Raw genomic sequence first — 22,169 nt, 5'->3', positions numbered from 1 at the left:
TTCAAATCCTGATACGCAAAAACTCGGTCGCAGGGAGGATTCTTTACAGTCATCCCACGCGTAGTAATGGGCACTTGACAGAGTGCTGGGAACTGATCACCCGAATTCGGGCATTGAACGCAGGAGTTACTAGACGCGCGAAAGCCGCTTCAGAAGCATGACGGACGCGACGGGCCGGGCACCGGCCTTGGCGACGCCGTCCGCGACCTCGCGGTCGGTCGAGACGACCACCACGGGACGCCCTGACGGCTCGGCCCGTACGAGCTGGCGGATCAGCTCGTCGGCGGTCACGCCCGGCTTGGAGAACAGCACCCGTACGCCTCTGGGCGGGGCGAGGAGCACCGGGGCGGCGAGCTCGGCGCCGTCGAAGACACAGGTGATCTCGGCGCCGGTCTGCGCGGCGAGCATCGAGAGACCGCCGAGCAGGCGCAGCCGCTGCTTCTCCAACGGCATCGTCGGATAGCCGGTCTTGGTGACGTTGTAGCCGTCCACCACCAGATGCACCTGCGGCAGCGCGAGCAGCTGGTCGAGCAGCGCGGGGTCGGTCTCGGACAGGGCCCGGGCCGCGATGTCCTTCGGGGTCATCTGGCCGGGGGCGACCGCGTCCACGGTGTCGGCAGGGCGCACCGAGGCCGGGGGCAGCGCCAGTTCGCGGCGCAGCCCGGAGGCCGCGTCCAGGACCGTGTCGAGGAGCAGCCGCAGCCGCATGTCCTCGATGGAGCGCCCCTCGCGCACCGCGCGCCGGCTCGCCTCGACGGACGCCTCGGCCTCGCCCAGGCGGGTCTTGAGCCGCCGCGACTCGCTCTCGGCGGCGGCCACCCGGGCCGCCGCCTCCGCTCTGACCCCGTCGATCTCCCCGGTGGCCTTGCGTAGGGCGGCCTCGCCGCGCTTGACGTCGCTGAGCGCGCTGCGCAGCTTGCGCTGGAGCGTTTCGGCTTCCTTGCGGGCGGCCGCGAGGTCGGCGCGCAGCTCCTCGTGTTCGGCGCGGCCCCGCTCGTGCGCCTCGGCCAGCTCCGCGCGCAGCCGCTCCAGTTCGCGCCGGCCCTCCTCGTCGGCGCGCTCGGCGTCCGCGCGCTGGGCCTCCTCGCCCGCGGCGGCGACGAGCTTGACCCAGCCGGTGGGGCGCAGCACATAGGCGGCGGCCGCGACGTCCACCGGGTCGGCGGCCGCAGGGGGCGCACCGGACTCCAGAGCGGCGGCCAGCTCCGGCTGAGCCTCCTTCAGGCGCTCCCCGATCCGCTGCCGGAACAGCGGGTCGGATTCGAGGGCGGCGGCCATCGCGTTGCCCGCGAACTTGGCGCGACGGATCGGGGTGAAACGGGCGTACTGCCGCAACTGGGACGGCAGTTCGGTGACGGTCAGCCCGCCGAAGGCGTCCGAGACCAGCGCGACGACCCGGCGCCGCACCCCTTCGGGCAGCGGGCGGTCGAGCACCTCGGCGGGGCCGTCACCGGCAGCACCGGCCGGTTCGGCACCGCTTGCATGCTCCACAATCCGTCACCTCAACTGTCGTCCGTCGCTCACCGGGACCCCGTCACTGGGAGTCGGCGCCCGGCCTGTCCACGAGCTCGATCTGGTCCACCGCGTTGCACCAGCGGCAGCGCACCGACTCGATGGTCTCACTGACCACCTCGCGCTCCTCGACCTTCGGCTCTCCGGCGAGGTCCAGATGGACGTACTCGACGACCTTCGACGAGCGGGTGACGTCGAAGCGGGTCAGGTTGCCGCAGAGCGTGCAGCGCCACCGGGTGTCGGCGGTCGGCTGGGGAACGGTGGTCATGGAGTGCCGTCCTTCTTCCATGCTGTCAATGATCGGCCATGGTCCAGGATCTCGCGGTGCGCCGTCGAACTGCGGATGTACTGCCCGTAACCCTACGGCCTACCGGCTGTGCCACGGCACGGCGAGGCGGTCTGTACCGTTCGCTCCCGTTACGCCATGCTCTGGTCATGATCAAGCGGAGTGCCCTGCGGGGAACGGCGGCGCGGGGCCCGGCGGTCACCTACACGGTGCTCGCGCTCTGCTGCCTGATCTTCATCATCAGCCCGGTGTCCGGCCTGAATCCCTCATACGGAACAGGGGACGCACTACTCACCGCCCAGAGCGCGTATTTCGCCCGCTGGGGTGTCATCCCGAACGAACTCACGACGGGCGACCCCGGCGCCCTCGTCACCCCCCTCACCGCGCTCTTCGTCCACGGCAACTGGCTGCATCTGCTGGGGAACATGCTCTTCCTCTACGTCTTCGGCGCGATGGCCGAGGAACGCATGGGCAAGGTCGCGTTCGCACTCTTCTATCTGGGCGTGGGCTATCTGGCCCTGCTGGCGTACGCGGCGGCGCACTCCACCTCCGACCAGACCCTGGTGGGCGCGTCCGGCGCGATCTCGGGGGTCCTGGGCGCGTTCCTGTATCTCTTCCCCCGGGCGCGGGTGACCAGCCTCTTCCCGTTCCTCTTCTTCCTGCCGCTGCGCTTTCCCGCCTGGATCGTGCTGGTCTTCTGGTTCGTGCTCCAGTGGCTCGCGGTACGGGCGGCGCCGGCCGGGCCCGGGGTGGCGTATCTGGCCCATCTGGTCGGCTTCGGCCTGGGCTTTCTCTACGCCTGGGGACGTTATCGCCGTACGGCTAGAGTGAAACGACCGAAGCCGCCACCGGCGTCGGCCGCCACCGCCGCCACCGAGGGAGAAGACCAGCCGTGATCACCGCGATCGTGCTCATCAAGACCAGCGTGGACCGGATCCCCGAGATCGCGGAGTCGATCGCGGCGCTGGAGAACGTGTCCGAGGTCTACTCGGTGACCGGCACCTACGACCTGATCGCCCTGGTCCGAGTGGCCCGCCACGACAACCTCGCGGACATCATCCCCGGCCGCATCAGCAAGATCCCGGGCGTAGAGGCCACGGACACGCACGTGGCGTTCCGCACCTACTCCCAGCACGACCTGGAGGCGGCGTTCGCCATCGGCCTGGACGCGGAGTAGCCCACCGGCAGCCCGCGCCCCTAGGTAGTCAGGGGCGCGGGGAACTGCGCGAGCAACCCAGCACGGCCCGCACCCAAAGAGCTCCCTCGGAGAGTTTCGGGAAGGGGTGGGGTGGGGGATTCACACCGCCGGGACGCAGCGACCTTCCTCCGTCCGGTACTCCCACTTCGCACCGTCCCGGACCAGTTCCCCAACCGCCCGCACAAAGCGATCCACATGCTCGTCCGGCGTCCCCGCCCCAAAGCTGACCCGGATCGCGTTCAACGACCGCTCCCCCGGCTCCGCCTCGGGCGCCCCGCACTCCCCCGGCTCCTGCGGCTCACTCCCCAGCAACGTCCGCACCAGCGGATGAGCGCAGAACAACCCGTCCCGCACCCCGATCCCGTACTCCGCGGACAACGCCGCCGCGAAGTGCGAGCTGTTCCACCCCTCCACCACGAACGAGATGACGCCCACCCGAGGCGCGTCGTCGCCGAAGAGCGACAGCACCCGCACCTCCGGCACCGCCGCAAGCCCCGTACGCACCTTCGCGATCAGGTGCTTCTCCCGCTCCACCAGCGCCGCGAACCCCGCCTCGCTCAGCGCCTTGCAGGCGGACGCAATCGCGTACACACCGATGACGTTCGGCGAACCGGCCTCGTGCCGCGCGGCCGTGGTGTGCCACTCCACATCCACCCCGCCGTCACCGCGCCGCGCGACCCGCCGCGACGCGCCCCCGCCCGCCAGATACGGCTCGGACGCCTGGAGCCAGTCGGCCCGCCCCGCGAGCACACCCGAGCCGAACGGCGCGTACAGCTTGTGCCCGGAGAACGCGATCCAGTCGACGTCCAACTCCCGTACGGAAACGGGGTGATGGGGCGCCAGCTGCGCCGCGTCGAGCACGATCCGCGCGCCGTGGGCGTGCGCGGCCGCCGCCAACTCCCGCACCGGCCACAGCTCACCGGTCACATTCGACGCACCGGTCACGCACACCAGCGCCGGACCGTACGGGTCACGGTCGGCGAGCGCCCGCTCCAGCGTGGCCACCGCCTGCTGCGGCGTACGCGGCGCGTTGAGGTAGGTCACCCGCGCGTCCCGCCACGGCAGCAGCGAGGCGTGGTGCTCGGTCTCGAAGACGAAGACCTGGCAGTCGGCCGGGATCACCTGGGCGAGGAGGTTCAGGGAGTCGGTCGTCGAGCGGGTGAAGACCACCTGGTCACTCGGGCGGCAGTCCAGGAACTCCGCCACCGCCGCCCGGCTGTTCTCGAACAGGTCGGTGGAGAGCTGCGAGAGATAGCCCGCACCCCGGTGCACGCTGCCGTAGTACGGGGCGTACGCGGCGACGTCGTCCCACACCCGCTGGAGGGCCGGCGCGCTCGCCGCGTAGTCGAGGGCGGCGTAGGTCACCTCGCCGCCGGTGACCAGCGGGACGGTGACATCGCGGCCCAGCACCGGCAGCGGCGCGGCACAGCAGGACTCTTCGGAAGCAGAAGCGGAGGCGGAAGCAGAGGTGGCGGTGGACGTCGACGCGTATGCGGACATGGCGGTATCTCCCGGCAGGACAAGGCGAACTGACTGTGAAGGCCCCGCGGCGACGGCTCGACGGCCGTTCGGCGCACGGGGGTTGACCTCGACGTACGCGAAAGAAGGGCGTACGGAGGTGTACAGAAAGAGGGGCCGAAGGCCCTATCGCATTCGCTTGCTCACGAGACTGCTCCCTTGAGGACCAGGACCCCAGGGGCGCGCCACTCAAGGAAATGAGTGCGCAGGGGTCCGCGCTTGCCGTAGACCTCGCTGCCTACGGCCTGGTCTTCACCCGGGGCACCCCGCCACGGACGGAGGGTTGCCGGACAGCGGGCCGGGGCCGTAGTCGCTGTCACTCATGACCTTGGAAAGCATCCTGCCATATGTCCGCGTACGCGCAAGGCGCAGTCCGGCATCCGGACCGCGCCTTGCGTCACACTCGTACGGGACCGCTTCGGATCTACGCGTTGCTCGCCGCGACCCAGCGCTCCAGGGTGCGGCGAGCCGCGCCCGAGTCCACCGCCTCGGCCGCCTTGTCGATCTTGGCCCGGATCTGCTCGACCAGAGTGCCCTCGCCCGGCTCCAGGGCGACCAGGGCCGCCGCCGAGTTGAGCAGCACCGCGTCCCGCACCGGCCCTCTCTCCCCCGCGAGCAGCCGTCTGGCCACGTCCGCGTTGTACGAGGCGTCCGCGCCGCGCAGCGCCTCGACCGGCACCAGGTCGATGCCCACGTCCCTCGGGTCGAAGGGCTCCTCGCGCACGGCGCCGTCCCGCACGATCCAGACCCGCGAGGTCGCGGTGGTCGTCAGCTCGTCGAGGCCGTCGTCGCCGCGGAAGACCAGCGCGGAGGAGCCGCGCTCGGCGAGCACCCCGGCCACGATCGGCGCCACCCGCGCGTCCGCGACCCCGGTGGCCTGGGCCTTCACCCGGGCCGGATTGGTCAGCGGGCCCAGGAAGTTGAAGGTGGTGCGGATGCCGAGCTCGCGGCGCGCGGGGGCCACGTAGCGCAGCGCGGGGTGGAACGTCACGGCGAAGCAGAACGTGATGCCCGCCTGCTCGGCCACCTCGACCACCCGGCGGGGGGTGAGGTTCAGATTGACGCCGAGCTTCTCCAGGACGTCGGAGGCGCCGCTGGCCGAGGACGCGGCCCGGTTGCCGTGCTTGACGACCTTCGCGCCGGTGCCCGCCACCACGATCGCGGACATGGTGGAGATGTTGACGGTCTTGGCGCCGTCGCCGCCGGTGCCGACGATGTCCACGGTCGGGCCGGGGACCTCGATCAGATTGGCGTGCTCGTACATCGCCCGGACCATGCCGGTGATCTCGGCGACCGTCTCGCCCTTGGCCCGCAGGGCCACCATGAAGGCGGCGATCTGCGCGTCGCTCGCCTCGCCGCGCATGATCCGGTCCATCGCCCAGGCGGTGGCGTCCGCGCTCTGGTCGGTGCCGCTGAGCAGTGCGTCCAGTACGCCCGGCCAGGAGTAGGCCGCCACGCTGTCGCCGCCGACCGGGGTCACAACGTTCATGGTCCACTCCTGGGTCCATCTACGGGTATGGGATGGGAACACCCTATCCAGCCCCGGGGACGGCGAAGGGCCCCGTCCATCGCGTGGACGGGGCCCTGTGCTGTGTGGCGTACAGCGATACCGCTGGGAAGGGATCAGTGGTGGCCGTGGCCGCTGGTGATCTCCTCGAACTCCTCGGCACTCGGCTTGGCGATCTGGCTCTGCTCGCCGAAGTAGCCCTTGTGGAGCTTGACGCGCAGCTTCTCCATCGCGGAGACCTTGCGCTTGACACCGTTCTCGTCGACCGCCGCGGGCAGCTCGTGCGGACGGGTCTGCTCGTGCGCGGTGAGCTTGTACAGCTGGCCCGCGTCGAGCGGCTCGTGGACCTCGATGAACTCACCGTGCGGCAGCCGCTTGATGACGCCGGTCTCGCGACCGTGCAGCACCTTCTCGGCGTCCCGGCGCTGGAGGCCCAGGCAGATCCGCTTGGTGATGATGAACGCGACGACCGGGCCGGCGAAGAACGCGATCCGGACGAACCAGGTGATGGCGTTCAGCGACAGGTGGAAGTTGGTCGCCCACAGGTCGTTGCCACCGCCGACCAGCATCACCATGTACGCGGTGATCCAGGCCACGCCGATGCCGGTGCGCACCGGAGCGTTGCGCGGGCGGTCGGCGATGTGGTGCTCGCGCTTGTCCTTGGTGATCCAGGCCTCGATGAACGGGTAGGCCGCGATCGCGAACAGCACCAGCGGGAAGATCACCAGCGGGATGAACACACCGAGGACCAGCGTGTGGCCCCAGGCGTTGATCTCCCAGCCCGGCATCACTCGGATCAGGCCTTCGGCGAAGCCCATGTACCAGTCGGGCTGGGCGCCGGTGGACACCTGGTCCGGGCGGTACGGGCCGATGGCCCAGATCGGGTTGATCGAGGCGACCGCCGCGATGACCGCGATGACACCGAAGATCAGGAAGAAGAAGCCACCGGCCTTGGCCGTGTAGACGGGCAGCAGCGGCGCGCCCACGACGTTCTTGTTGGTGCGGCCGGGACCCGCGAACTGGGTGTGCTTGTGGTAGAAGACCAGGATCAGGTGAGTGATCATCAGGCCGAGCATGATGCCGGGCAGCAGCAGGATGTGGACCGAGTAGAACCGGGCCACGAAGTCGCCGCCGGGGAACTCGCCGCCGTAGATGAAGAACGACAGGTACGTACCCACGACCGGGACACCGAGGACGGCGCCCTCCATGAAGCGGACACCGGTGCCCGAGAGCAGGTCGTCCGGCAGGGAGTAGCCGGTGAAGCCGGTGAACATGCCGCAGAAGAACAGCAGGAAGCCGAAGAGCCAGTTGACCTCGCGCGGCTTGCGGAACGCGCCCGTGAAGAAGACGCGCATCATGTGCACGAACATCGCCGCGAGGAAGATCAGCGCCGCCCAGTGGTGGATCTGCCGGATCAGCAGACCACCGCGCACCTCGAAGCTGATGTGCATGGTCGAGTTGAACGCCTCGGACATCTGCACGCCCTGGAGCGGAACGTAGGAGCCGTCGTAGACGACCTCGTTCATGCTCGGGTGGAAGAACAGCGTCAGATACACACCCGTGAGGATGATGATGATGAAGCTGTACATGCAGATCTCGCCGAGCATGAAGGACCAGTGGTCCGGAAAGATCTTGCGCATGTTGGTCTTGGCGAGGGTGTAGATACCCAGCCGACCGTCGGCCCAGTCGGCGAACTTCTCGCCGTTCCCGGGCTCGCGCCGCTCGTCAGTGGTGGTGGTGCTCATCCGCGCTCCCAGAAGGCAGGACCGACGGGCTCTTCGAAGTCGCCGAGCGCTTCGAGGTAACCCTCGCTGTTCACGCCGATCCGCAGCTGCGGCAGAGCGTGACCGGCCGGGCCGAAGATGACGCGGGCCCCGTCGGAGAGGTCGAAGGTGGACTGGTGGCACGGGCAGAGCACGTGGTGGGTCTGCTGCTCGTACAGGCTGATCGGGCAACCGACGTGGGTGCAGATCTTCGAGAACGCCACGATGCCCTGGTGCGACCACTCCAGCTCGCGCTTGTCCTTGATGTTCTCCGGCTGCAGCCGGACGATCATCAGGGCCGCCTTGGCGATCTGGGTCTGGAAGTCGTGCTGGTCCTCCTCCAGGCCCTCGGGCTTGGCGAAGGTCAGCGAGCCGACCGCGACGTCCTCGGGACGCAGCGGCTCGTTGGTGTTCATGTTGATGAGGGCCTTGCCCTTGGCCCACATCGTCTTGCGCAGCTTGTCCTCGGGCAGCGTGCCCAGGTCGCGCAGGAGCACCACACCGGCGAGCGGCACCATGGCCAGCGCGCCGTACATGGTGTTGCGGATCAGCTTGCGGCGGCCGAAGCCGGACTCGCGGACGCCGTCCGCCCAGTCCTGCATGACCTTCTCGCGGACCTCCGGCGGCGCCGCGATCTCGTGGCGCTCGTCCGACATCTCCTCGTCCGACATCAGCGTGCGGGCCCAGTGGACCGCGCCGGCGCCGATGCAGAACAGCGCGACACCCAGGGTCAGACCCAGGGAGAAGTTCAGCGCGCTGACGTGCCCGAACGGGAAGATGTAGACGATCTTGTCGATCGGGAAGATCACGAACGACGCGATGAAGCCGACCGTCGCGATCATCGACAGCGCGAAGAGGCCGGCGACCACGTTCTCGGAGCGCCTTGCGGCCGCCTCGTCGATGTCCTGGACGCGCGGGCGGTGGGGCGGCAGCCCCGGGTCCGCGAACGGGTCGCGGGCGCGCTCTACCGAGCCGTGCTCGGGGTCCTGCTCGCTGGGCAGGTTCTCGGAATTGTCTTGGCTACTCATGACTTCTTGGCCTTAGCGGAGTGGGCCGCGATCCAGATGGCAACTGCGATGAGGGCACCCAGACCGAAGATCCAGGCGAACAGGCCCTCGCTGACCGGGCCGAGGCCACCCAGCTCAAGGCCGCCGGGGCTGGCGGTCTTCTCGCTGTTCACAGCGTCCAGGTACGCGATGATGTCCTGCTTCTGCTTCTGCGGCATCGTCGTGTCGGGGAACGACGGCATGTTCTGCGGGCCGGTCTGCATGGCCTCGTAGAGGTGCTTGGGTGTCACGCCCTCAAGGCTGGGGGCGAACTTGCCGTGCGTCAGCGCACCGCCCTTGCCGGAGAAGTTGTGGCACTGGGCGCAGTTGGTACGGAACAGCTCGCCACCCTTGGCGATGTCCGCACCGTCCGGGCTGTACTGCTTCTCGGTCGGCTTGATCGGGCCGGCGCCGAGGGACGCGACGTACGCGGAGAGCTGGTCGATCTCTGCCTGCGTGTAGATGACCTTCTTCTTCGGCACCTGCGCGCCGGGCTGCTGCGCCGGCATACGGCCGGTGCCGACCTGGAAGTCCACGGCGGCGGAGCCGACGCCGACCAGCGAGGGACCGTCAGAGGTGCCCTGACCGCCGGTTCCGTGGCAGCTGGCGCAGCCGACGGAGTAGAGCTTCTTGCCCTCGTCGATGGCGAGGGACTGGGCGGTTTCGTCGGCCTTCGCCTTGTCCGCGGGCGCGAACGCGGCGTACAGCCCCCCGGTGGCCGCCAGCGCGAGGAGTAGGACGACGAGCGCCGCCAGCGGATGGCGTCGTCGTGCGGAGAGCTTTTTCACGGATTACCCCGGTGTCAGGATCTTCTGCGTCGATGCGGGATGGGTTCGGGCCTGCGGGCCCGATTACTTGATCAGGTAGATCGTGGCGAAGAGGCCGATCCAGACGACATCGACGAAGTGCCAGTAGTAGGACACGACGATGGCGGCGGTTGCCTGTTCGTGGGTGAACCTCTTGGCCGCGTAGGTCCTGCCGAGGACCAGCAGGAAGGCGATCAGACCGCCCGTCACATGCATGCCGTGGAAGCCGGTGGTCAGGTAGAACACCGAGCCGTACGGGTCGGAGGACAGCGAGAGGCCGTCCTTCTTCACCAGCTCGGTGTACTCGAAGACCTGGCCTCCGATGAAGATCGCACCCATCACGAACGTGATCGTGAACCAGGTGCGCAGCTTCTTCACGTCGCCCCGCTCGGCGGCGAAGACGCCGAGCTGGCAGGTGAGAGAGGAGAGCACCAGGATCGTGGTGTTCGTCGCCGAGAACGGAAGGTTCAGCGAGGACGCCATTTCCTTCCAGTGCTCGGCACCCGTCACCGATCGCAGGGTGAAGTACATCGCGAAGAGGGCCGCGAAGAACATCAGCTCGGAACTCAGCCAGATGATGGTTCCGACGCTGGTGAGGTTCGGCCGATTGACCGACGGGTGCGCGTGCCCGGTTTCTACTGTCGTTGCTGTCGCCACGACCGACATTATGTCGGTCGCTTATCTCGCGCTCACTCCGGGGGGTGCCGTTCGGTGTGTCCGCGCCCCGTGTCCTGCTCGAACGGCCCATCCGGGCGCTCGCGGAACCGGTGTTGACAGGGTGTCGGACGGAGTAGCATCCGCGCATCGGCTCCCGAGCCCGTACCGCCGTCGATTCGGAGGAACAATGCATTCGAGCGCCACCGTACTTGTCTACAGCGACGACGCGAGCACCCGCGAGCAGGTGCGGCTCGCCGCCGGACGCAGGCCCGCCTCCGATGTTCCCCCGGTGACCTTCCTGGAGTGCGCGACGCCACAGGCCGTCCTCAAGGAGCTGGACCGCGGCGGCATCGATGTGTGCGTGCTCGACGGGGAGGCCGTCCCGGCGGGCGGCATGGGCATCTGCCGGCAGATCAAGGACGAGATCTTCCAGTGCCCGCCCGTGCTGCTGCTCATGGGGCGCCCGCAGGACGCCTGGCTGGCCACCTGGAGCCGTGCGGACGCCGCGGTGACCCTCCCGGTCGACCCGGTCGAGTTCGCGGCCGCACTGGCCGCCCTGCTCCGCTCCCGCCGCCCCGACGGCGCGGTGGCCGCCCGGGGCTGACCCCAGTCCCCCCACCGGGCCCTCAGACCTGCGGCCGCAGCCGGGCGGAGTTCAGCTTGCTCTGCCCGGCCTTCAGGTCGGCCTGGAGCACGCTGCCCTTGCGCCACTTGTCCCACTCGACGTTCCAGTCGCCGAAGCCGTTGTCGAAGGGCGTCATGTCCTCGCCGATGCTGTTGACGACCTTGACGATGTCGCCCTCGGTCACGGTCTCGTAGAACCAGGCCGCGTTGCCGGTGGACATGCCCGTACAGCCGTGGCTGACGTTCTCGGAGCCCTGCGAGCCGACCGACCAGGGCGCGGCGTGCACGTATTCACCGCTCCAGGTGACCCGCGTGGCGTAGTAGACGGGCAGGTCGTACCCGTCCGAGCTGCTCGCCGAGATGCCGACGGTCTCCCCGCGCATCCGTACGAAGTACTGCTTGCCGAGGACCACCTTGACGCCGTTACGGGTGGAAAAGCCCGGCTTGCCGGTGGTCACCGGAATGGTATTGATCACTTCTCCGTTGCGTTTGACCGTCATGTAGTGCGACGAGGCGTCCGTGATGGCCTCGATCCGGTCGCCCGTGGTGATCTTCAGGGGGTGCGCGGCGCCGCCGTAGAGCTTGTTGGCGATTTTCACGCCCTCCAGGCGCGAGGAGACCCTGATGGTGGCGTCCGTCGGCCAGTAGTCCTTGGGCCGGTAGTGGAGCATCTTGTCGTCGACCCAGTACCAGTTGCCCTCGACCTTGGGCGTGGACTCGACCTTGAGCGCGCGTTCGACGATGGCGCGGGCCGCCTTGTCCTTGACCGGCTTGCTGAGTTCGGCCGTGATGGGCTGTCCGACGCCGTACTTGCCCGCGTCCGGGCCGAATTCGACCTTCACGGCATCTTTGGGCGCCGCCGTGTCGAACGTCAGCGTACGGCGGCCGGGAGAGCCGTCGGAGTCCTCCGTGGAGACCACGACCGTGTAGTGGGTGCCGGCCACCAGCGGGGCGGTGGAGTGCCAGCGGTGGCCGTCGCCGTCCAGTTCGCCCGCCAGATAGCGGCCCTGGGCGTCCGCGGCCGTCACGTCCGTGAGGCGGCCGTTGCCCCTGGCGGAGATCTCCAGGGGGCGCTCCGGATCCGCCTTCGCGCTGCCCGCCGGACCGTTGTAGACGACCTGGCCGGCCGCGTCGTACGGCTTGGCCGAGAGCGGGTTGCTGTCGGACCTGCCGCACGCGCCGGCGCCCGCCCCGAGGGACACGACCAGCAGGGTGCAGCCAAGGACGGTACGGGTACGCGGTGCGTGACTCATGACCACACGTTATGAAAAATAGTCATATTCAGCGCGCGGTATGACTGCAAACGGGCCGCCCTCACCCGGACGGCGCAGAAAACGTGAGGACCCCCACGGCTCGGAACGAGCCATGGGGGTCCTCACAAGTACTGCGGCGGAACTACTGGTTCTGGTTCTCACCGCGGTAGTACTCGAACACCCAGCCGTAGATGCCGACCACGATCAGCGGCGCCGAGAAGTACAGCAGCCACCAGCCCATCGCGATGGCGAGGAAGGCGAGCGCGCCACCCACCGCCAGCGAGAGCGGCTGCCAGCTGTGCGGGGAGAAGAATCCCAGCTCACCGGCGTCGTCCGCGACATCGGCCTCCTTGTCGTCCTGCGCGCCCGCGTCGACCCGTCGGGCCGTGAAGGCCAGGTAGAAGCCGATCATCACGCTCAGGCCGAAGGCCATCACGAGAGCGGTCGCACCGGCCGGCTCCTTCGACCACACGCCGTACACGACGGCCATGATCAGGATGAAGACGGAGAGCCAGAGGAACATCTTGCCCTGGATCTTCACTTGCCCGCCTCCTTGCCGCCGGCGAGGGCCTTGTCACCGTGGCCGTGGTTCTCGAGCTGGTCGAGAGCCGCGATCTCCGGGTGGTGCAGGTCGAACGCCGGGGATTCGGAGCGAATACGCGGCAGGGTGAGGAAGTTGTGCCGCGGCGGCGGGCACGACGTCGCCCATTCGAGCGAACGGCCGTAGCCCCACGGGTCGTCGACCTCGATCTTCTTGCCGTACTTGGCGGTCTTCCAGACGTTGTACAGGAACGGCAGGATCGACAGGCCGAGCAGGAAGGAGCTGATGGTCGAGATCGTGTTCAGCGCGGTGAAGCCGTCGGCGGCGAGGTAGTCCGCGTAACGACGCGGCATGCCCTCGGCACCGAGCCAGTGCTGCACCAGGAACGTGCCGTGGAAGCCCACGAACAGCGTCCAGAAGGTGATCTTGCCCAGGCGCTCGTCCAGCATCTTGCCGGTGAACTTCGGCCACCAGAAGTGGAATCCGGAGAACATCGCGAACACCACGGTGCCGAAGATGACGTAGTGGAAGTGCGCGACGACGAAGTACGAGTCGGAGACGTGGAAGTCCATCGGCGGCGAGGCCAGGATGACGCCGGTCAGACCACCGAAGGTGAAGGTGATCAGGAAGCCGACGGCCCAGAGCATCGGTGTCTCGAAGGACAGCGAGCCCTTCCACATCGTGCCGATCCAGTTGAAGAACTTCACACCGGTCGGTACCGCGATGAGGAACGTCATGAACGAGAAGAACGGCAGGAGCACGCCGCCCGTGACGTACATGTGGTGGGCCCACACGGTCACGGAGAGACCGGCGATGGCGATCGTCGCGCCGACCAGGCCCATGTAGCCGAACATCGGCTTTCTGGAGAACACCGGAATGACTTCGGAAATGATTCCGAAGAATGGCAACGCGATGATGTACACCTCTGGATGGCCGAAGAACCAGAAGAGGTGTTGCCACAGTAGTGCGCCGCCGTTTTGGGCGTCGAAGATATGGGCACCGAACTTGCGGTCCGCCTCCAGGGCGAACAGCGCGGCCGCGAGGACCGGGAAGGCCAGCAGGACCAGCACACCGGTCAGCAGGACGTTCCACACGAAGATCGGCATACGGAACATCGTCATGCCCGGAGCGCGCATGCAGATGATCGTGGTGATGAAGTTGACCGAGCCGAGGATCGTGCCGAAGCCGGAGAAGGCCAGACCCATGATCCACATGTCGGCGCCGACGCCCGGCGAGCGGACCGCGTCCGACAGCGGGGAGTAGGCGAACCAGCCGAAGTCGGCCGCGCCCTGCGGGGTGAGGAAGCCACCGACCGCGATGGTCGAGCCGAACAGGTAGAGCCAGTAGGCGAACATGTTCAGCCGCGGGAACGCCACGTCGGGCGCGCCGATCTGCAGCGGCATGATCCAGTTCGCGAATCCGGCGAACAGCGGCGTCGCGAACATCAGCAGCATGATCGTGCCGTGCATCGTGAACGCCTGGTTGAACTGCTCGTTCGACATGATCTGCGTGCCCGGACGGGCGAGTTCGGCGCGCATGAGGAGCGCCATCACACCGCCGATGCAGAAGAACACGAACGACGTGACCAGATACATCGTGCCGATCGTCTTGTGGTCAGTGGTGGTCAGCCACTTCACGACGACGCTTCCCGGCTGCTTGCGCCGGACCGGCAGCTCGTTCTCGTACGAGTCGTCTGCTGCCGCGGCACCCTGAGATTCGTTGAGGATGCTCACAGTTTGTTCGTCTCCGCGTTCTTGGCGGGGTCGGTCTGAGCGATGCCCGCCGGCACGTAGCCGGTCTGGCCCTTCGCCGCCAGCTCCTTGAGGTGCTGCTGGTAGCGCTCCGGGGAGACGACCTTCACGTTGAAGAGCATCCGGGAGTGGTCGACACCGCACAGCTCGGCGCACTTGCCGAGGAAGGTGCCCTCCTGGGTCGGGGTCACCTCGAAGGAGTTGGTGTGCCCCGGAATGACGTCCTGCTTCATCAGGAAGGGGACCACCCAGAAGGAGTGGATGACGTCACGGGACGTCAGCACGAAGCGGACCTTCTCGCCCTTGGGCAGCCACAGGGTGGGCCCGGGGTTTCCGGTCTGCGGGTTCCGCGTGCCGGGGATACCGACGTCGTAGACGCCGTCGGCGCCGGCCGGGAAGTCCTTGGTGAAGCGGTCCGGAATGGCGGACAGCTCCTTGGACTTCGCGGCGTCGCCCGTGGCCGGGTTGCCGTCCACGTCCTCGATGTAGTTGAAGCCCCAGCTCCACTGGTAGCCGACCACGTTGACCGTGTGCGCCGGCTTCGGGGAGAGAGCAAGGAGCTTCGACTCATCACGCGCGGTGAAGTAGAAGAGCACCGAGACGATGATGAGGGGGACGACCGTGTACAGCGCCTCGATCGGCATGTTGTACCGGGTCTGCGGAGGTACCTCGACCTTGGTGCGGCTGCGCCTGTGGAAGATGACACTCCACAGGATCAGGCCCCAGACCAGCACGCCCGTGGCGAGCGCGGCCGCCCACGAACCCTGCCAGAGGGAGAGGATCCGCGGAGCCTCCTCCGTCACCGGGGTGGGCATACCGAGGCGAGGGAAGTCTTTCCAGTTGTACGAGCAACCGGAGGCGGTAGCCAGGACCAGGCCCGCGGTCAGCACCTGCAGCAGCTTCCGCCGCATCGGGCGCCGCGACGAGCGGTCGGAGCCGTTGGGACTCACGTAGCGCCTTCCCGAGAGTCTCGCCCGCGCCGGCCGGCTACGGCCGTCCGTCTCGCTGGTCGGTCGCCGCCCTGGCCGCGGGCAGGGGTTTGGATGTTTATGCGGACCAAACCCTACTGGACGCTATTTGGGGTCGCGCGGGGAGGGTGCCCAACGCGCCGCCCGGGCCCCCGAAGGGGTGGAATACGGGCCTCCGGGCGGGTATCTGACGGGTGTTTGCGTGCCCCAAAGGGGCGCGGGGCTGTGACACATGCGGCTCCGCCGCGTGGGCGCGACCAGCCAGAGACGGCCCGCAGCCGCCCAACGGCCGCTCCCAGCGGAGGATCCCGCCGGGGTTAGCGTGACCGGGTGCCCTACTTCGACGCTGCCTCATCCGCTCCGCTGCACCCCGTGGCCCGCCAGGCCCTGCTGGCCGCCCTGGACGAGGGCTGGTCCGACCCGGCCCGGCTCTACCGCGAGGGGCGCCGGGCCCGACTCCTCCTGGACGCCGCCAGGGAGGCCGCCGCCGAGGCCGTCGGCTGCCGTCCGGACGAGCTCGTGTTCACCCCTTCGGGAACACGCGCGGTGCACGCCGGAATTTACGGAAGCCTTGCCGGGCGCCGGCGTGTCGGCCGCCATCTGGTCGTGTCGGCGGTCGAGCACTCCTCCGTACTGCACGCGGGCGGGGCCCTGGAGGCGGACGGCGGGACGATGACCGAGGTCCCGGTCGACCGGAGCGGAGCAGTCTCCCCCGGCGCGTACGCCGCCGCCCTGCGCCCCGACACCGCGCTCGCGTGCCTCCAGTCCGCCAACCACGAGGTGGGGACTCTCCAGCCGGTGGCCGAGGTCGCCGAGGCATGCCGGGCGGCCGGGGTGCCGCTCCTGGTGGACGCGGCCCAGTCGCTGGGCTGGGGCCCGGTGGACGCGGGCTGGTCGCTGCTCGCCGCGAGCGCGCACAAGTGGGGCGGTCCGGCGGGGGTCGGGCTCCTCGCGGTCCGCAAGGGCGTCCGGTTCGCCCCGCAAGGCCCGGCCGACGAGCGCGAGTCGGGCCGGGCGCCCGGCTTCGAGAACATCCCGGCGATCGTGGCGGCCGCGGCGTCGCTGCGGGCGGTCCGGGCGGAGGCGGCGGCCGAGTCGGTACGGCTGCGGGCCCTGGTCGACCGGATCCGCGCGCGGGTGCCGCAGCTCGTCCCGGACGTGGAGGTGGTCGGCGACCCGGCGCGGCGGCTGCCGCATCTGGTCACCTTCTCCTGTCTCTATGTCGACGGAGAGACTCTGCTGCACGAGCTGGACCGGGTGGATTTCTCCGTTTCCTCCGGTTCGTCGTGTACGAGCAGCACGCTGACGCCCAGCCATGTGCTGCGGGCGATGGGGGTGCTGAGCGAGGGGAACGTACGGGTGTCGCTGCCGACGGGGACGGCGGAGGCGGACGTGGACCGGTTCCTGGAGGTGCTACCGGGGGTGGTCGCGTCCGTACGCGAGAAGTTGGGCGCGCCGGTGCCGTCCCCCGCGCCCGCGGCCCCGTCCGGCGATCTGACCGTGGACGCGCTCGGTCGGCGCTGCCCCATTCCGGTGATCGAGCTGGCGAAGGTGATCGGCGACGTGCCGGTCGGCGGCACCGTCACGGTCCTGGCCGACGACGAGGCGGCCCGGCTCGACATCCCGGCGTGGTGCGAGATGCGGGGGCAGGAGTACGTGGGCGAGGAGGCGCGGGAACGGGGCTCGGCTTACGTGGTGCGCCGGGTGAGCTAGGGGGCCGGGCGCAGCCCCGGCTTTTCAGGGGCGCGGGGAACTGCGCGACCAGCCCCCCGCACACCCGCAGTCGACAGCGGCGCGAGCAAGGCAGACGAGTAGTCGTCCCGGCGTCAGCCGAGGTGAGCGCGCACCTCGTCGGCGGCGTCGACCCCGTACGCCTTCGTGAAGCGGTCCATGAAGTGGGCGCGCCGGAGCTGGTACTCCTGGGTGCCGAGGGTTTCGATCACCAGCGTCGCCAGCATGCAGCCGACCTGCGCGGCGCGCTCGTGGCCGACGCCCCAGGACAGGCCGGACAGGAAGCCCGCGCGGAACGCGTCGCCCACACCCGTCGGGTCGACCTTCGCGTCCTCCTCCGGGCAGCCGACCTCGATCGGGTCGGCCCCGACCTGCTCGATGCGGACGCCGCGCGAGCCGAGCGTGGTGACCCGGTAGTCGACCTTGGCCAGGATCTCGGCGTCGCTCCAGCCGGTCTTGGTCTCGATGAGCCCCTTCTCGTACTCGTTCGAGAAGAGGTACTTCGCGCCTTCGAGCAGCGTCTGGATGTCGTCGCCCGACATCCGGGCGATCTGCTGGGAGAAGTCGGCCGCGAACGGGATCGCGCGGGCCTTGCACTCCTCGGTGTGGCGCAGCATCGCCTCGGGGTCGTCCGCGCCGATGAGGACCAGGTCCAGGCCGCCCACGCGCTCGGCGACCGAGTGGAGCTCGATCTGGCGGGCCTCGCTCATCGCGCCCGTGTAGAAGGAGCCGATCTGGTTGTGGTCGGCGTCCGTGGTGCAGACGAACCGGGCGGTGTGCAGGACCTCGGAGATCCGCACCGAGTCGGTGTCCACCCCGTGGCGGTCCAGCCAGGCCCGGTACTCGTCGAAGTCGGAGCCCGCGGCGCCGACCAGGATCGGACGGCCGCCGAGCTGGCCCATGCCGAAGCAGATGTTCGGGCCGACGCCGCCACGGCGTACGTCGAGGTTGTCGACCAGGAACGAGAGGGAGACCGTGTGCAGCTGATCGGCGACCAGCTGGTCGGCGAATCGGCCGGGGAAGGTCATGAGGTGGTCGGTGGCGATGGAGCCGGTGACAGCGATACGCACGGCTAGGACACTCCTGCGTGGAGGACTGTTGACAGTTAACGCTACCGGGTCGCAGGGGCTCCCCTGAAGTGCGGAAACTACCCAATAGTAGGTCTTTTTTCGCATGGTTCCTGATGCGTACGGTGCGGAATATGGAAACCATGAAGCGCACCGGGGATGTCCTGTCCGTCGAGCCGGGCCTCGCGGAGCTGCGCGGCGACTGCGCTCGGATGGCGCCGCACTGGGTGGTCCCGGCGGCGGCCGCGCCCGCTCCGGTTCCGCCGTCCCTGATCCACGGGGTGTCGGTGCCGTCGGCCTCGGTCCGGCTCATTTCCGGTATGTCCGAGTACGGGGACTGAGCCGGGCGATCGCCAAGGCGGTCGGGCCAGTCGGGCAGCGCGCGAAGGGAACCGTGCGCTCCCCCGCTCCGTCCAAGGCGTGTCCCCCGTAAAGGGGATGCGGGATACGACTGGACAGGAGCGATGCGGTGAGCAGCGAGCACACGCAGGAAGAGTCGCGTCAGCGGCGGACGCGACGATCCCCCTTCGTCCTCGCCTCGGTCGCGGCCGCGGTGCTGGTCGCGGGCGGCGGCGGGGCGTACTGGGCGTCCACCGCCTCGGGCGGCTCGACCGCCGACGGCAAGGCGGCCGGGGCGGGCGCGGGCTCCAACCCGCCGCCGCTGGCGCTCGACAGCGGCAGCGGCGGCGGGCCGGGCATCGCCCCCGGCGAGCCCGACCCCAACGGGGTGGTCTACCGCGCCGACGGCAAGCTGCCGGACGGCCCCGCCAAGGCGGCGGTGTACCGGGCGAGCGGCACGGTCGGCGAGGCCGAAGTGGCCGATCTGGCGAAGGCGTTGGGCGTGGACGGCACCCCGCACCTGGAAGGCGGGGTCTGGCAGACCGGGGTGGTCAAGGACGGCGCCGGACCGGTGCTGACGGTCAATCAGAAGGCCCCGGGTTCCTGGACGTTCCACCGGTACGGCAGCGGCGGCACGGACAACTGCCCCAAGGGCATGATGTGTCCGCTGCACACCACCGGCGCGGACTCCGGCTCCGCCGTCCCTGGCGGCCCGCCGGTGAGCGAGCAGGTCGCGGAGAAGGCGGCCGCGCCCGTACTGAAGGCGCTGGGCGAGGACGACGCCAAGCTGAACGCGACGCAGCTGATGGGCGCGGTGCGGGTGGTCAACGCGGATCCGGTGATCGGCGGACTGCCCACGTACGGCTGGACGACCGGCGTCCAGGTCGGCCCCGACGGTCAAGTGGTCGGCGGCAGCGGCCAGTTGAAGACTCCGCAGAAGGGCGCCACGTACCCCGTGATGAGCGCCGAGGACACCCTGAAGCAGCTCAACGGCTCGGGCGGCAAGCACCCGGCGAGCAAGGACTGCACGGGTCCGGTGCCGCTCGGGGACCAGAGCCAGGGCGAGCCCACCAAGGGCAAGCTCGCCAGCGACCCGCAGCGCAAGCTGCCGAGTGACCCGCAGGGCCCCATGCGGCCGTGCAAGCAGCCCACGCCCTCGACGGTGACCATCGACAAGGCGGTGTTCGGGCTGGCCGCCCAGTACGTGGACGGCCAGCAGACGCTCGTACCGTCGTGGCTGTTCCAGGTGAAGCCGACCGGCGCCGCGCAGCCGGTCACGATCACGGCCGCGGCGGTGGCCCCGCAGTACGTGGTCAAGCCGCCGGCGCCGCCGTCCGGGACCGGCACCACCGTGCCCCAGCCCCCCGGCCACCCGTCTCCGGCCGGGCATCAGGCGCTGGTCTCGTACGCGATCGGCCAGGACGGCAGGACGCTGACCGTCAGCTTCTGGGGCGGGGTGTGCGACACCTACGCGGCGACGGCCGACGAGAGCGGCAAGGACGTACGGGTCCGGGTGGGCGTGGCGCATCACGACCCCAAGAAGATCTGCGTGATGCTCGCCAAGAAGGAGAGCGTCACCGTGGACCTGCACCAGACGCTCGGGGCGCGTCAGGTCGTGGACGCGGACACCGGGCAGGCGCTGCCGAAGGACTGAGCGCCTGACATGGAGAAAACAGATGGGCGGGGCCCCCGGAGGAATCCGGGGGCCCCGCCCATCTCACGCAGGGTGTACGGCGCTCTTAGCTGAAGGAGTCGCCGCAGGCGCAGGAGCCCGTCGCGTTCGGGTTGTCGATCGTGAAGCCCTGCTTCTCGATGGTGTCCACGAAGTCGATCGAGGCGCCGCCGAGGTACGGGGCGCTCATGCGGTCGGTGACGACCTTGACGCCGCCGAAGTCCTTGACGACATCGCCGTCGAGCGAACGCTCGTCGAAGAAGAGCTGGTAGCGCAGGCCGGAGCAGCCGCCGGGCTGGACCGCGACGCGCAGCGCCAGGTCTTCCCGGCCTTCCTGGTCAAGGAGGGCCTTGACCTTGGCCGCAGCGGCGTCGGACAGGAGGATGCCGTCGCTCACAGTGGTGGTCTCGTCCGATACGGACATCTGCTTCTCTCCCGGGTTGTACGGAGACTGCTTGCCGACCGGTGAAACCGGCGGTGCCCCGGATTCATTCCGGGCCATGCGTGTGTCTTGGCTCCCCTTCATGCTCGCATACCCGGCGACCGGCCGGAAAAGACCTGTGGACAACGTCGGAAAGGGGATGTGTCACATAGACGCTATGGCCATCGTCAAACTGACGTGAAGCGGTTATGATAGATAGCGTCATTTAGACGAAAACTCGTCTGCGGAACAGAAAGGGTGCGTGACGTGACCACCGCCCAGACCAGTGTGGACCTCGACGTCCAGCCGTCGCCGCTCGCTCTGCTGCTGCTCGGCCGCGAGGCCGACCCCAGGAGCGAGCGCGGTGTGGAGTGCCCCGGCGACCTGCCGTCCCCCTCCGACCCCGACCTCGTGGCGCGCGCCCGCGCGGCCAAGGAGAAGCTCGGGGACAAGGTCTTCGTGCTCGGCCACCACTACCAGCGCGACGAGGTCATCCAGTTCGCCGACGTCACCGGTGACTCCTTCAAGCTGGCGCGGGACGCCGCCGCGAAGCCGGAGGCGGAGTACATCGTCTTCTGCGGTGTGCACTTCATGGCCGAGTCGGCGGACATCCTGACCGGCGACGACCAGAAGGTCGTGCTGCCGGACCTCGCCGCGGGCTGCTCGATGGCCGACATGGCCACCGCCGAGCAGGTCGCCGAGTGCTGGGACGTGCTGACCGAGGCCGGGATCGCCGAGCAGGTCGTGCCCGTCTCGTACATGAACTCCTCGGCCGACATCAAGGCGTTCACGGGCAAGCACGGCGGCACGATCTGCACCTCGTCCAACGCCAAGAAGGCCCTTGAGTGGGCGTTCGAGCAGGGCGAGAAGGTGCTCTTCCTGCCGGACCAGCACCTGGGCCGCAACACCGCCGTCCGCGACATGGGGATGTCGCTCGACGACTGCGTGCTCTACAACCCGCACAAGCCGAACGGCGGCCTCACCGTCGAGCAGCTGCGCGACGCCAAGATGATCCTGTGGCGCGGCCACTGCTCGGTGCACGGCCGGTTCTCGGTGGAGTCGGTGAACGACGTACGCGAGCGGATCCCGGGCGTGAACGTCCTGGTGCACCCCGAGTGCCGCCACGAGGTCGTGGCGGCGGCCGACTACGTGGGCTCGACGGAGTACATCATCAAGGCCCTGGAGGCCGCGCCGCGCGGTTCCAAGTGGGCGATCGGTACGGAGCTGAACCTCGTCCGCCGTCTGGCGAATCGATTCGCCGCGGAGGACAAGGAGATCGTCTTCCTCGACAAGACGGTCTGCTTCTGCTCGACCATGAACCGGATCGACCTGCCACATCTGGTCTGGGCCCTGGAGTCCCTCGCGGACGGCAAGTTGATCAACCAGATCCAGGTGGACGCGGAGACGGAGAGCTTCGCGAAGCTGGCGCTTGAGCGGATGCTGGCGCTGCCGTAGGCAGCACGTACGTACGCGGAAGGGCCGCCCCCGGCAGGGAGCGGCCCTTCCGCG

At 69.0% G+C, this 22,169-nt stretch carries 21 protein-coding genes and 1 riboswitch; of the genes, 7 read left to right on the top strand and 14 right to left on the bottom strand.

Features of this window, described 5'->3' with window-relative positions; all coding sequences use genetic code 11:
• Positions 1-129: 129 nt before the first annotated feature.
• Entirely contained in the window at positions 130-1,491 is a 1,362-nt protein-coding gene (locus ACT1U9_RS22960) for an NYN domain-containing protein (protein ID WP_444534553.1), read from the bottom strand.
• 43 nt (positions 1,492-1,534) lie between these two features.
• Positions 1,535-1,780 (bottom strand): hypothetical protein, encoded by a 246-nt coding sequence (locus ACT1U9_RS22955; protein WP_444534552.1) that lies wholly within the window; start codon positions 1,778-1,780, stop codon positions 1,535-1,537.
• A 167-nt stretch (positions 1,781-1,947) separates the two neighbouring features.
• On the opposite strand from ACT1U9_RS22955, the gene ACT1U9_RS22950 reads away from it, so the two are divergent.
• Both ACT1U9_RS22950 and ACT1U9_RS22945 read left to right on the top strand, forming a co-directional pair.
• Positions 1,948-2,694 carry a rhomboid family intramembrane serine protease gene (locus ACT1U9_RS22950; protein WP_444534551.1) on the top strand — a complete coding sequence of 249 codons (747 nt, stop codon included), beginning with the start codon at positions 1,948-1,950 and terminating at the stop codon, positions 2,692-2,694.
• A complete protein-coding gene (locus ACT1U9_RS22945) occupies positions 2,691-2,975 on the top strand; it encodes an Lrp/AsnC family transcriptional regulator (protein ID WP_188274064.1) in 285 nt (94 codons plus the stop codon). The genes ACT1U9_RS22950 and ACT1U9_RS22945 overlap by 4 nt, the downstream gene beginning before the upstream one ends.
• Positions 2,976-3,095: 120 nt before the next feature.
• On the opposite strand, the gene ACT1U9_RS22940 is transcribed toward ACT1U9_RS22945, so the two are convergent.
• The 6 genes from ACT1U9_RS22940 to ctaE form a co-directional block, all read right to left on the bottom strand.
• Positions 3,096-4,496: an aminotransferase class V-fold PLP-dependent enzyme gene (locus ACT1U9_RS22940; RefSeq protein WP_444534550.1), complete on the bottom strand. Its 1,401-nt coding sequence runs from the start codon at positions 4,494-4,496 to the stop codon at positions 3,096-3,098.
• 228 nt (positions 4,497-4,724) lie between these two features.
• Positions 4,725-4,842: riboswitch (SAM riboswitch) on the bottom strand.
• Positions 4,843-4,938: 96 nt separating this feature from the next.
• A complete protein-coding gene (gene trpD, locus ACT1U9_RS22935) occupies positions 4,939-6,003 on the bottom strand; it encodes an anthranilate phosphoribosyltransferase (RefSeq protein WP_444534549.1) in 1,065 nt (354 codons plus the stop codon).
• Positions 6,004-6,137: 134 nt separating this feature from the next.
• Positions 6,138-7,766, bottom strand: coding sequence for a cytochrome bc1 complex cytochrome b subunit (gene qcrB / locus ACT1U9_RS22930; RefSeq protein ID WP_444534548.1), 1,629 nt, complete (start codon positions 7,764-7,766; stop codon positions 6,138-6,140).
• Positions 7,763-8,812 (bottom strand): cytochrome bc1 complex Rieske iron-sulfur subunit, encoded by a 1,050-nt coding sequence (gene qcrA / locus ACT1U9_RS22925; RefSeq protein WP_444534547.1) that lies wholly within the window; start codon positions 8,810-8,812, stop codon positions 7,763-7,765. The genes qcrB and qcrA overlap by 4 nt, the downstream gene beginning before the upstream one ends.
• Complete coding sequence (qcrC, locus tag ACT1U9_RS22920) at positions 8,809-9,618, bottom strand: cytochrome bc1 complex diheme cytochrome c subunit (protein ID WP_444534546.1); 810 nt, start codon at positions 9,616-9,618, stop codon at positions 8,809-8,811. The genes qcrA and qcrC overlap by 4 nt, the downstream gene beginning before the upstream one ends.
• 63 nt (positions 9,619-9,681) lie before the next feature.
• On the bottom strand, positions 9,682-10,302 hold the full coding sequence (gene ctaE, locus ACT1U9_RS22915; RefSeq protein ID WP_188274058.1) for an aa3-type cytochrome oxidase subunit III: 621 nt from the start codon (positions 10,300-10,302) through the stop codon (positions 9,682-9,684).
• A gap of 178 nt (positions 10,303-10,480) precedes the next feature.
• Between ctaE and ACT1U9_RS22910 the strand changes: the two genes are divergently transcribed.
• A complete protein-coding gene (locus ACT1U9_RS22910) occupies positions 10,481-10,897 on the top strand; it encodes a hypothetical protein (protein ID WP_444534545.1) in 417 nt (138 codons plus the stop codon).
• Between the two features lie 22 nt (positions 10,898-10,919).
• Here ACT1U9_RS22910 and ACT1U9_RS22905 read toward each other — a convergent pair whose 3' ends face one another.
• The 4 genes from ACT1U9_RS22905 to ctaC all read right to left on the bottom strand — a co-directional run bounded on the left by ACT1U9_RS22905 (position 10,920) and on the right by ctaC (position 15,412).
• The gene (locus ACT1U9_RS22905) at positions 10,920-12,170 is read right to left on the bottom strand and encodes an Ig-like domain-containing protein (protein WP_444534544.1); all 1,251 of its coding nucleotides are present in this window, start codon (positions 12,168-12,170) and stop codon (positions 10,920-10,922) included.
• A gap of 142 nt (positions 12,171-12,312) precedes the next feature.
• A complete protein-coding gene (locus ACT1U9_RS22900; RefSeq protein WP_188274055.1) occupies positions 12,313-12,711 on the bottom strand; it encodes a cytochrome c oxidase subunit 4 in 399 nt (132 codons plus the stop codon).
• Positions 12,708-14,444 (bottom strand): aa3-type cytochrome oxidase subunit I, encoded by a 1,737-nt coding sequence (gene ctaD, locus ACT1U9_RS22895; protein ID WP_444534543.1) that lies wholly within the window; start codon positions 14,442-14,444, stop codon positions 12,708-12,710. Before ctaD ends, ACT1U9_RS22900 begins: the two co-directional genes overlap by 4 nt.
• Entirely contained in the window at positions 14,441-15,412 is a 972-nt protein-coding gene (gene ctaC / locus ACT1U9_RS22890; RefSeq protein WP_444534542.1) for an aa3-type cytochrome oxidase subunit II, read from the bottom strand. The genes ctaD and ctaC overlap by 4 nt, the downstream gene beginning before the upstream one ends.
• 348 nt (positions 15,413-15,760) lie before the next feature.
• Here ctaC and ACT1U9_RS22885 point away from each other — a divergent pair, with 348 nt between their 5' ends.
• Positions 15,761-17,143 carry a cysteine desulfurase/sulfurtransferase TusA family protein gene (locus ACT1U9_RS22885; protein WP_444534541.1) on the top strand — a complete coding sequence of 461 codons (1,383 nt, stop codon included), beginning with the start codon at positions 15,761-15,763 and terminating at the stop codon, positions 17,141-17,143.
• A gap of 113 nt (positions 17,144-17,256) precedes the next feature.
• Here the strand turns inward: ACT1U9_RS22885 and ACT1U9_RS22880 are convergent, their stop codons facing one another.
• Positions 17,257-18,231, bottom strand: a complete 975-nt coding sequence (locus tag ACT1U9_RS22880) for a carbohydrate kinase family protein (RefSeq protein WP_444534540.1) — start codon at positions 18,229-18,231, stop codon at positions 17,257-17,259.
• A 131-nt stretch (positions 18,232-18,362) separates the two neighbouring features.
• Between ACT1U9_RS22880 and ACT1U9_RS22875 the strand changes: the two genes are divergently transcribed.
• Positions 18,363-18,569, top strand: coding sequence for a hypothetical protein (locus ACT1U9_RS22875; RefSeq protein WP_444534539.1), 207 nt, complete (start codon positions 18,363-18,365; stop codon positions 18,567-18,569).
• A 128-nt stretch (positions 18,570-18,697) separates the two neighbouring features.
• The gene (locus ACT1U9_RS22870; protein WP_444534538.1) at positions 18,698-20,221 is read left to right on the top strand and encodes a hypothetical protein; all 1,524 of its coding nucleotides are present in this window, start codon (positions 18,698-18,700) and stop codon (positions 20,219-20,221) included.
• 85 nt (positions 20,222-20,306) lie between these two features.
• On the opposite strand, the gene ACT1U9_RS22865 is transcribed toward ACT1U9_RS22870, so the two are convergent.
• Positions 20,307-20,663 (bottom strand): iron-sulfur cluster assembly accessory protein, encoded by a 357-nt coding sequence (locus ACT1U9_RS22865; RefSeq protein WP_101387995.1) that lies wholly within the window; start codon positions 20,661-20,663, stop codon positions 20,307-20,309.
• 264 nt (positions 20,664-20,927) lie between these two features.
• On the opposite strand from ACT1U9_RS22865, the gene nadA reads away from it, so the two are divergent.
• The gene (gene nadA / locus ACT1U9_RS22860; protein WP_444534537.1) at positions 20,928-22,115 is read left to right on the top strand and encodes a quinolinate synthase NadA; all 1,188 of its coding nucleotides are present in this window, start codon (positions 20,928-20,930) and stop codon (positions 22,113-22,115) included.
• Positions 22,116-22,169 lie beyond the last annotated feature (54 nt).

The sequence above is a fragment of the Streptomyces sp. BR1 genome (genome assembly GCF_052373795.1).
Classification (GTDB): domain Bacteria; phylum Actinomycetota; class Actinomycetes; order Streptomycetales; family Streptomycetaceae; genus Streptomyces.
The sequence above is the reverse complement of the archived record's forward strand: the minus strand, read 5'-3'. Positions and strand labels throughout refer to the sequence as shown.

What these genes read in the sequence shown, in the direction of transcription:
- ACT1U9_RS22950 (WP_444534551.1), top strand. Translation starts at nt 1,948, where the DNA reads ATGATCAAGCGGAGTGCCCTGCGGGGAACGGCGGCGCGGGGCCCGGCG.
- ctaE (WP_188274058.1), bottom strand. Translation starts at nt 10,302, where the DNA reads ATGTCGGTCGTGGCGACAGCAACGACAGTAGAAACCGGGCACGCGCAC.
- qcrB (WP_444534548.1), bottom strand. Translation starts at nt 7,766, where the DNA reads ATGAGCACCACCACCACTGACGAGCGGCGCGAGCCCGGGAACGGCGAG.
- ACT1U9_RS22865 (WP_101387995.1), bottom strand. Translation starts at nt 20,663, where the DNA reads ATGTCCGTATCGGACGAGACCACCACTGTGAGCGACGGCATCCTCCTG.
- ACT1U9_RS22910 (WP_444534545.1), top strand. Translation starts at nt 10,481, where the DNA reads ATGCATTCGAGCGCCACCGTACTTGTCTACAGCGACGACGCGAGCACC.
- ACT1U9_RS22875 (WP_444534539.1), top strand. Translation starts at nt 18,363, where the DNA reads ATGGAAACCATGAAGCGCACCGGGGATGTCCTGTCCGTCGAGCCGGGC.
- ACT1U9_RS22955 (WP_444534552.1), bottom strand. Translation starts at nt 1,780, where the DNA reads ATGACCACCGTTCCCCAGCCGACCGCCGACACCCGGTGGCGCTGCACG.
- qcrA (WP_444534547.1), bottom strand. Translation starts at nt 8,812, where the DNA reads ATGAGTAGCCAAGACAATTCCGAGAACCTGCCCAGCGAGCAGGACCCC.
- ACT1U9_RS22905 (WP_444534544.1), bottom strand. Translation starts at nt 12,170, where the DNA reads ATGAGTCACGCACCGCGTACCCGTACCGTCCTTGGCTGCACCCTGCTG.
- ACT1U9_RS22940 (WP_444534550.1), bottom strand. Translation starts at nt 4,496, where the DNA reads ATGTCCGCATACGCGTCGACGTCCACCGCCACCTCTGCTTCCGCCTCC.
- trpD (WP_444534549.1), bottom strand. Translation starts at nt 6,003, where the DNA reads ATGAACGTTGTGACCCCGGTCGGCGGCGACAGCGTGGCGGCCTACTCC.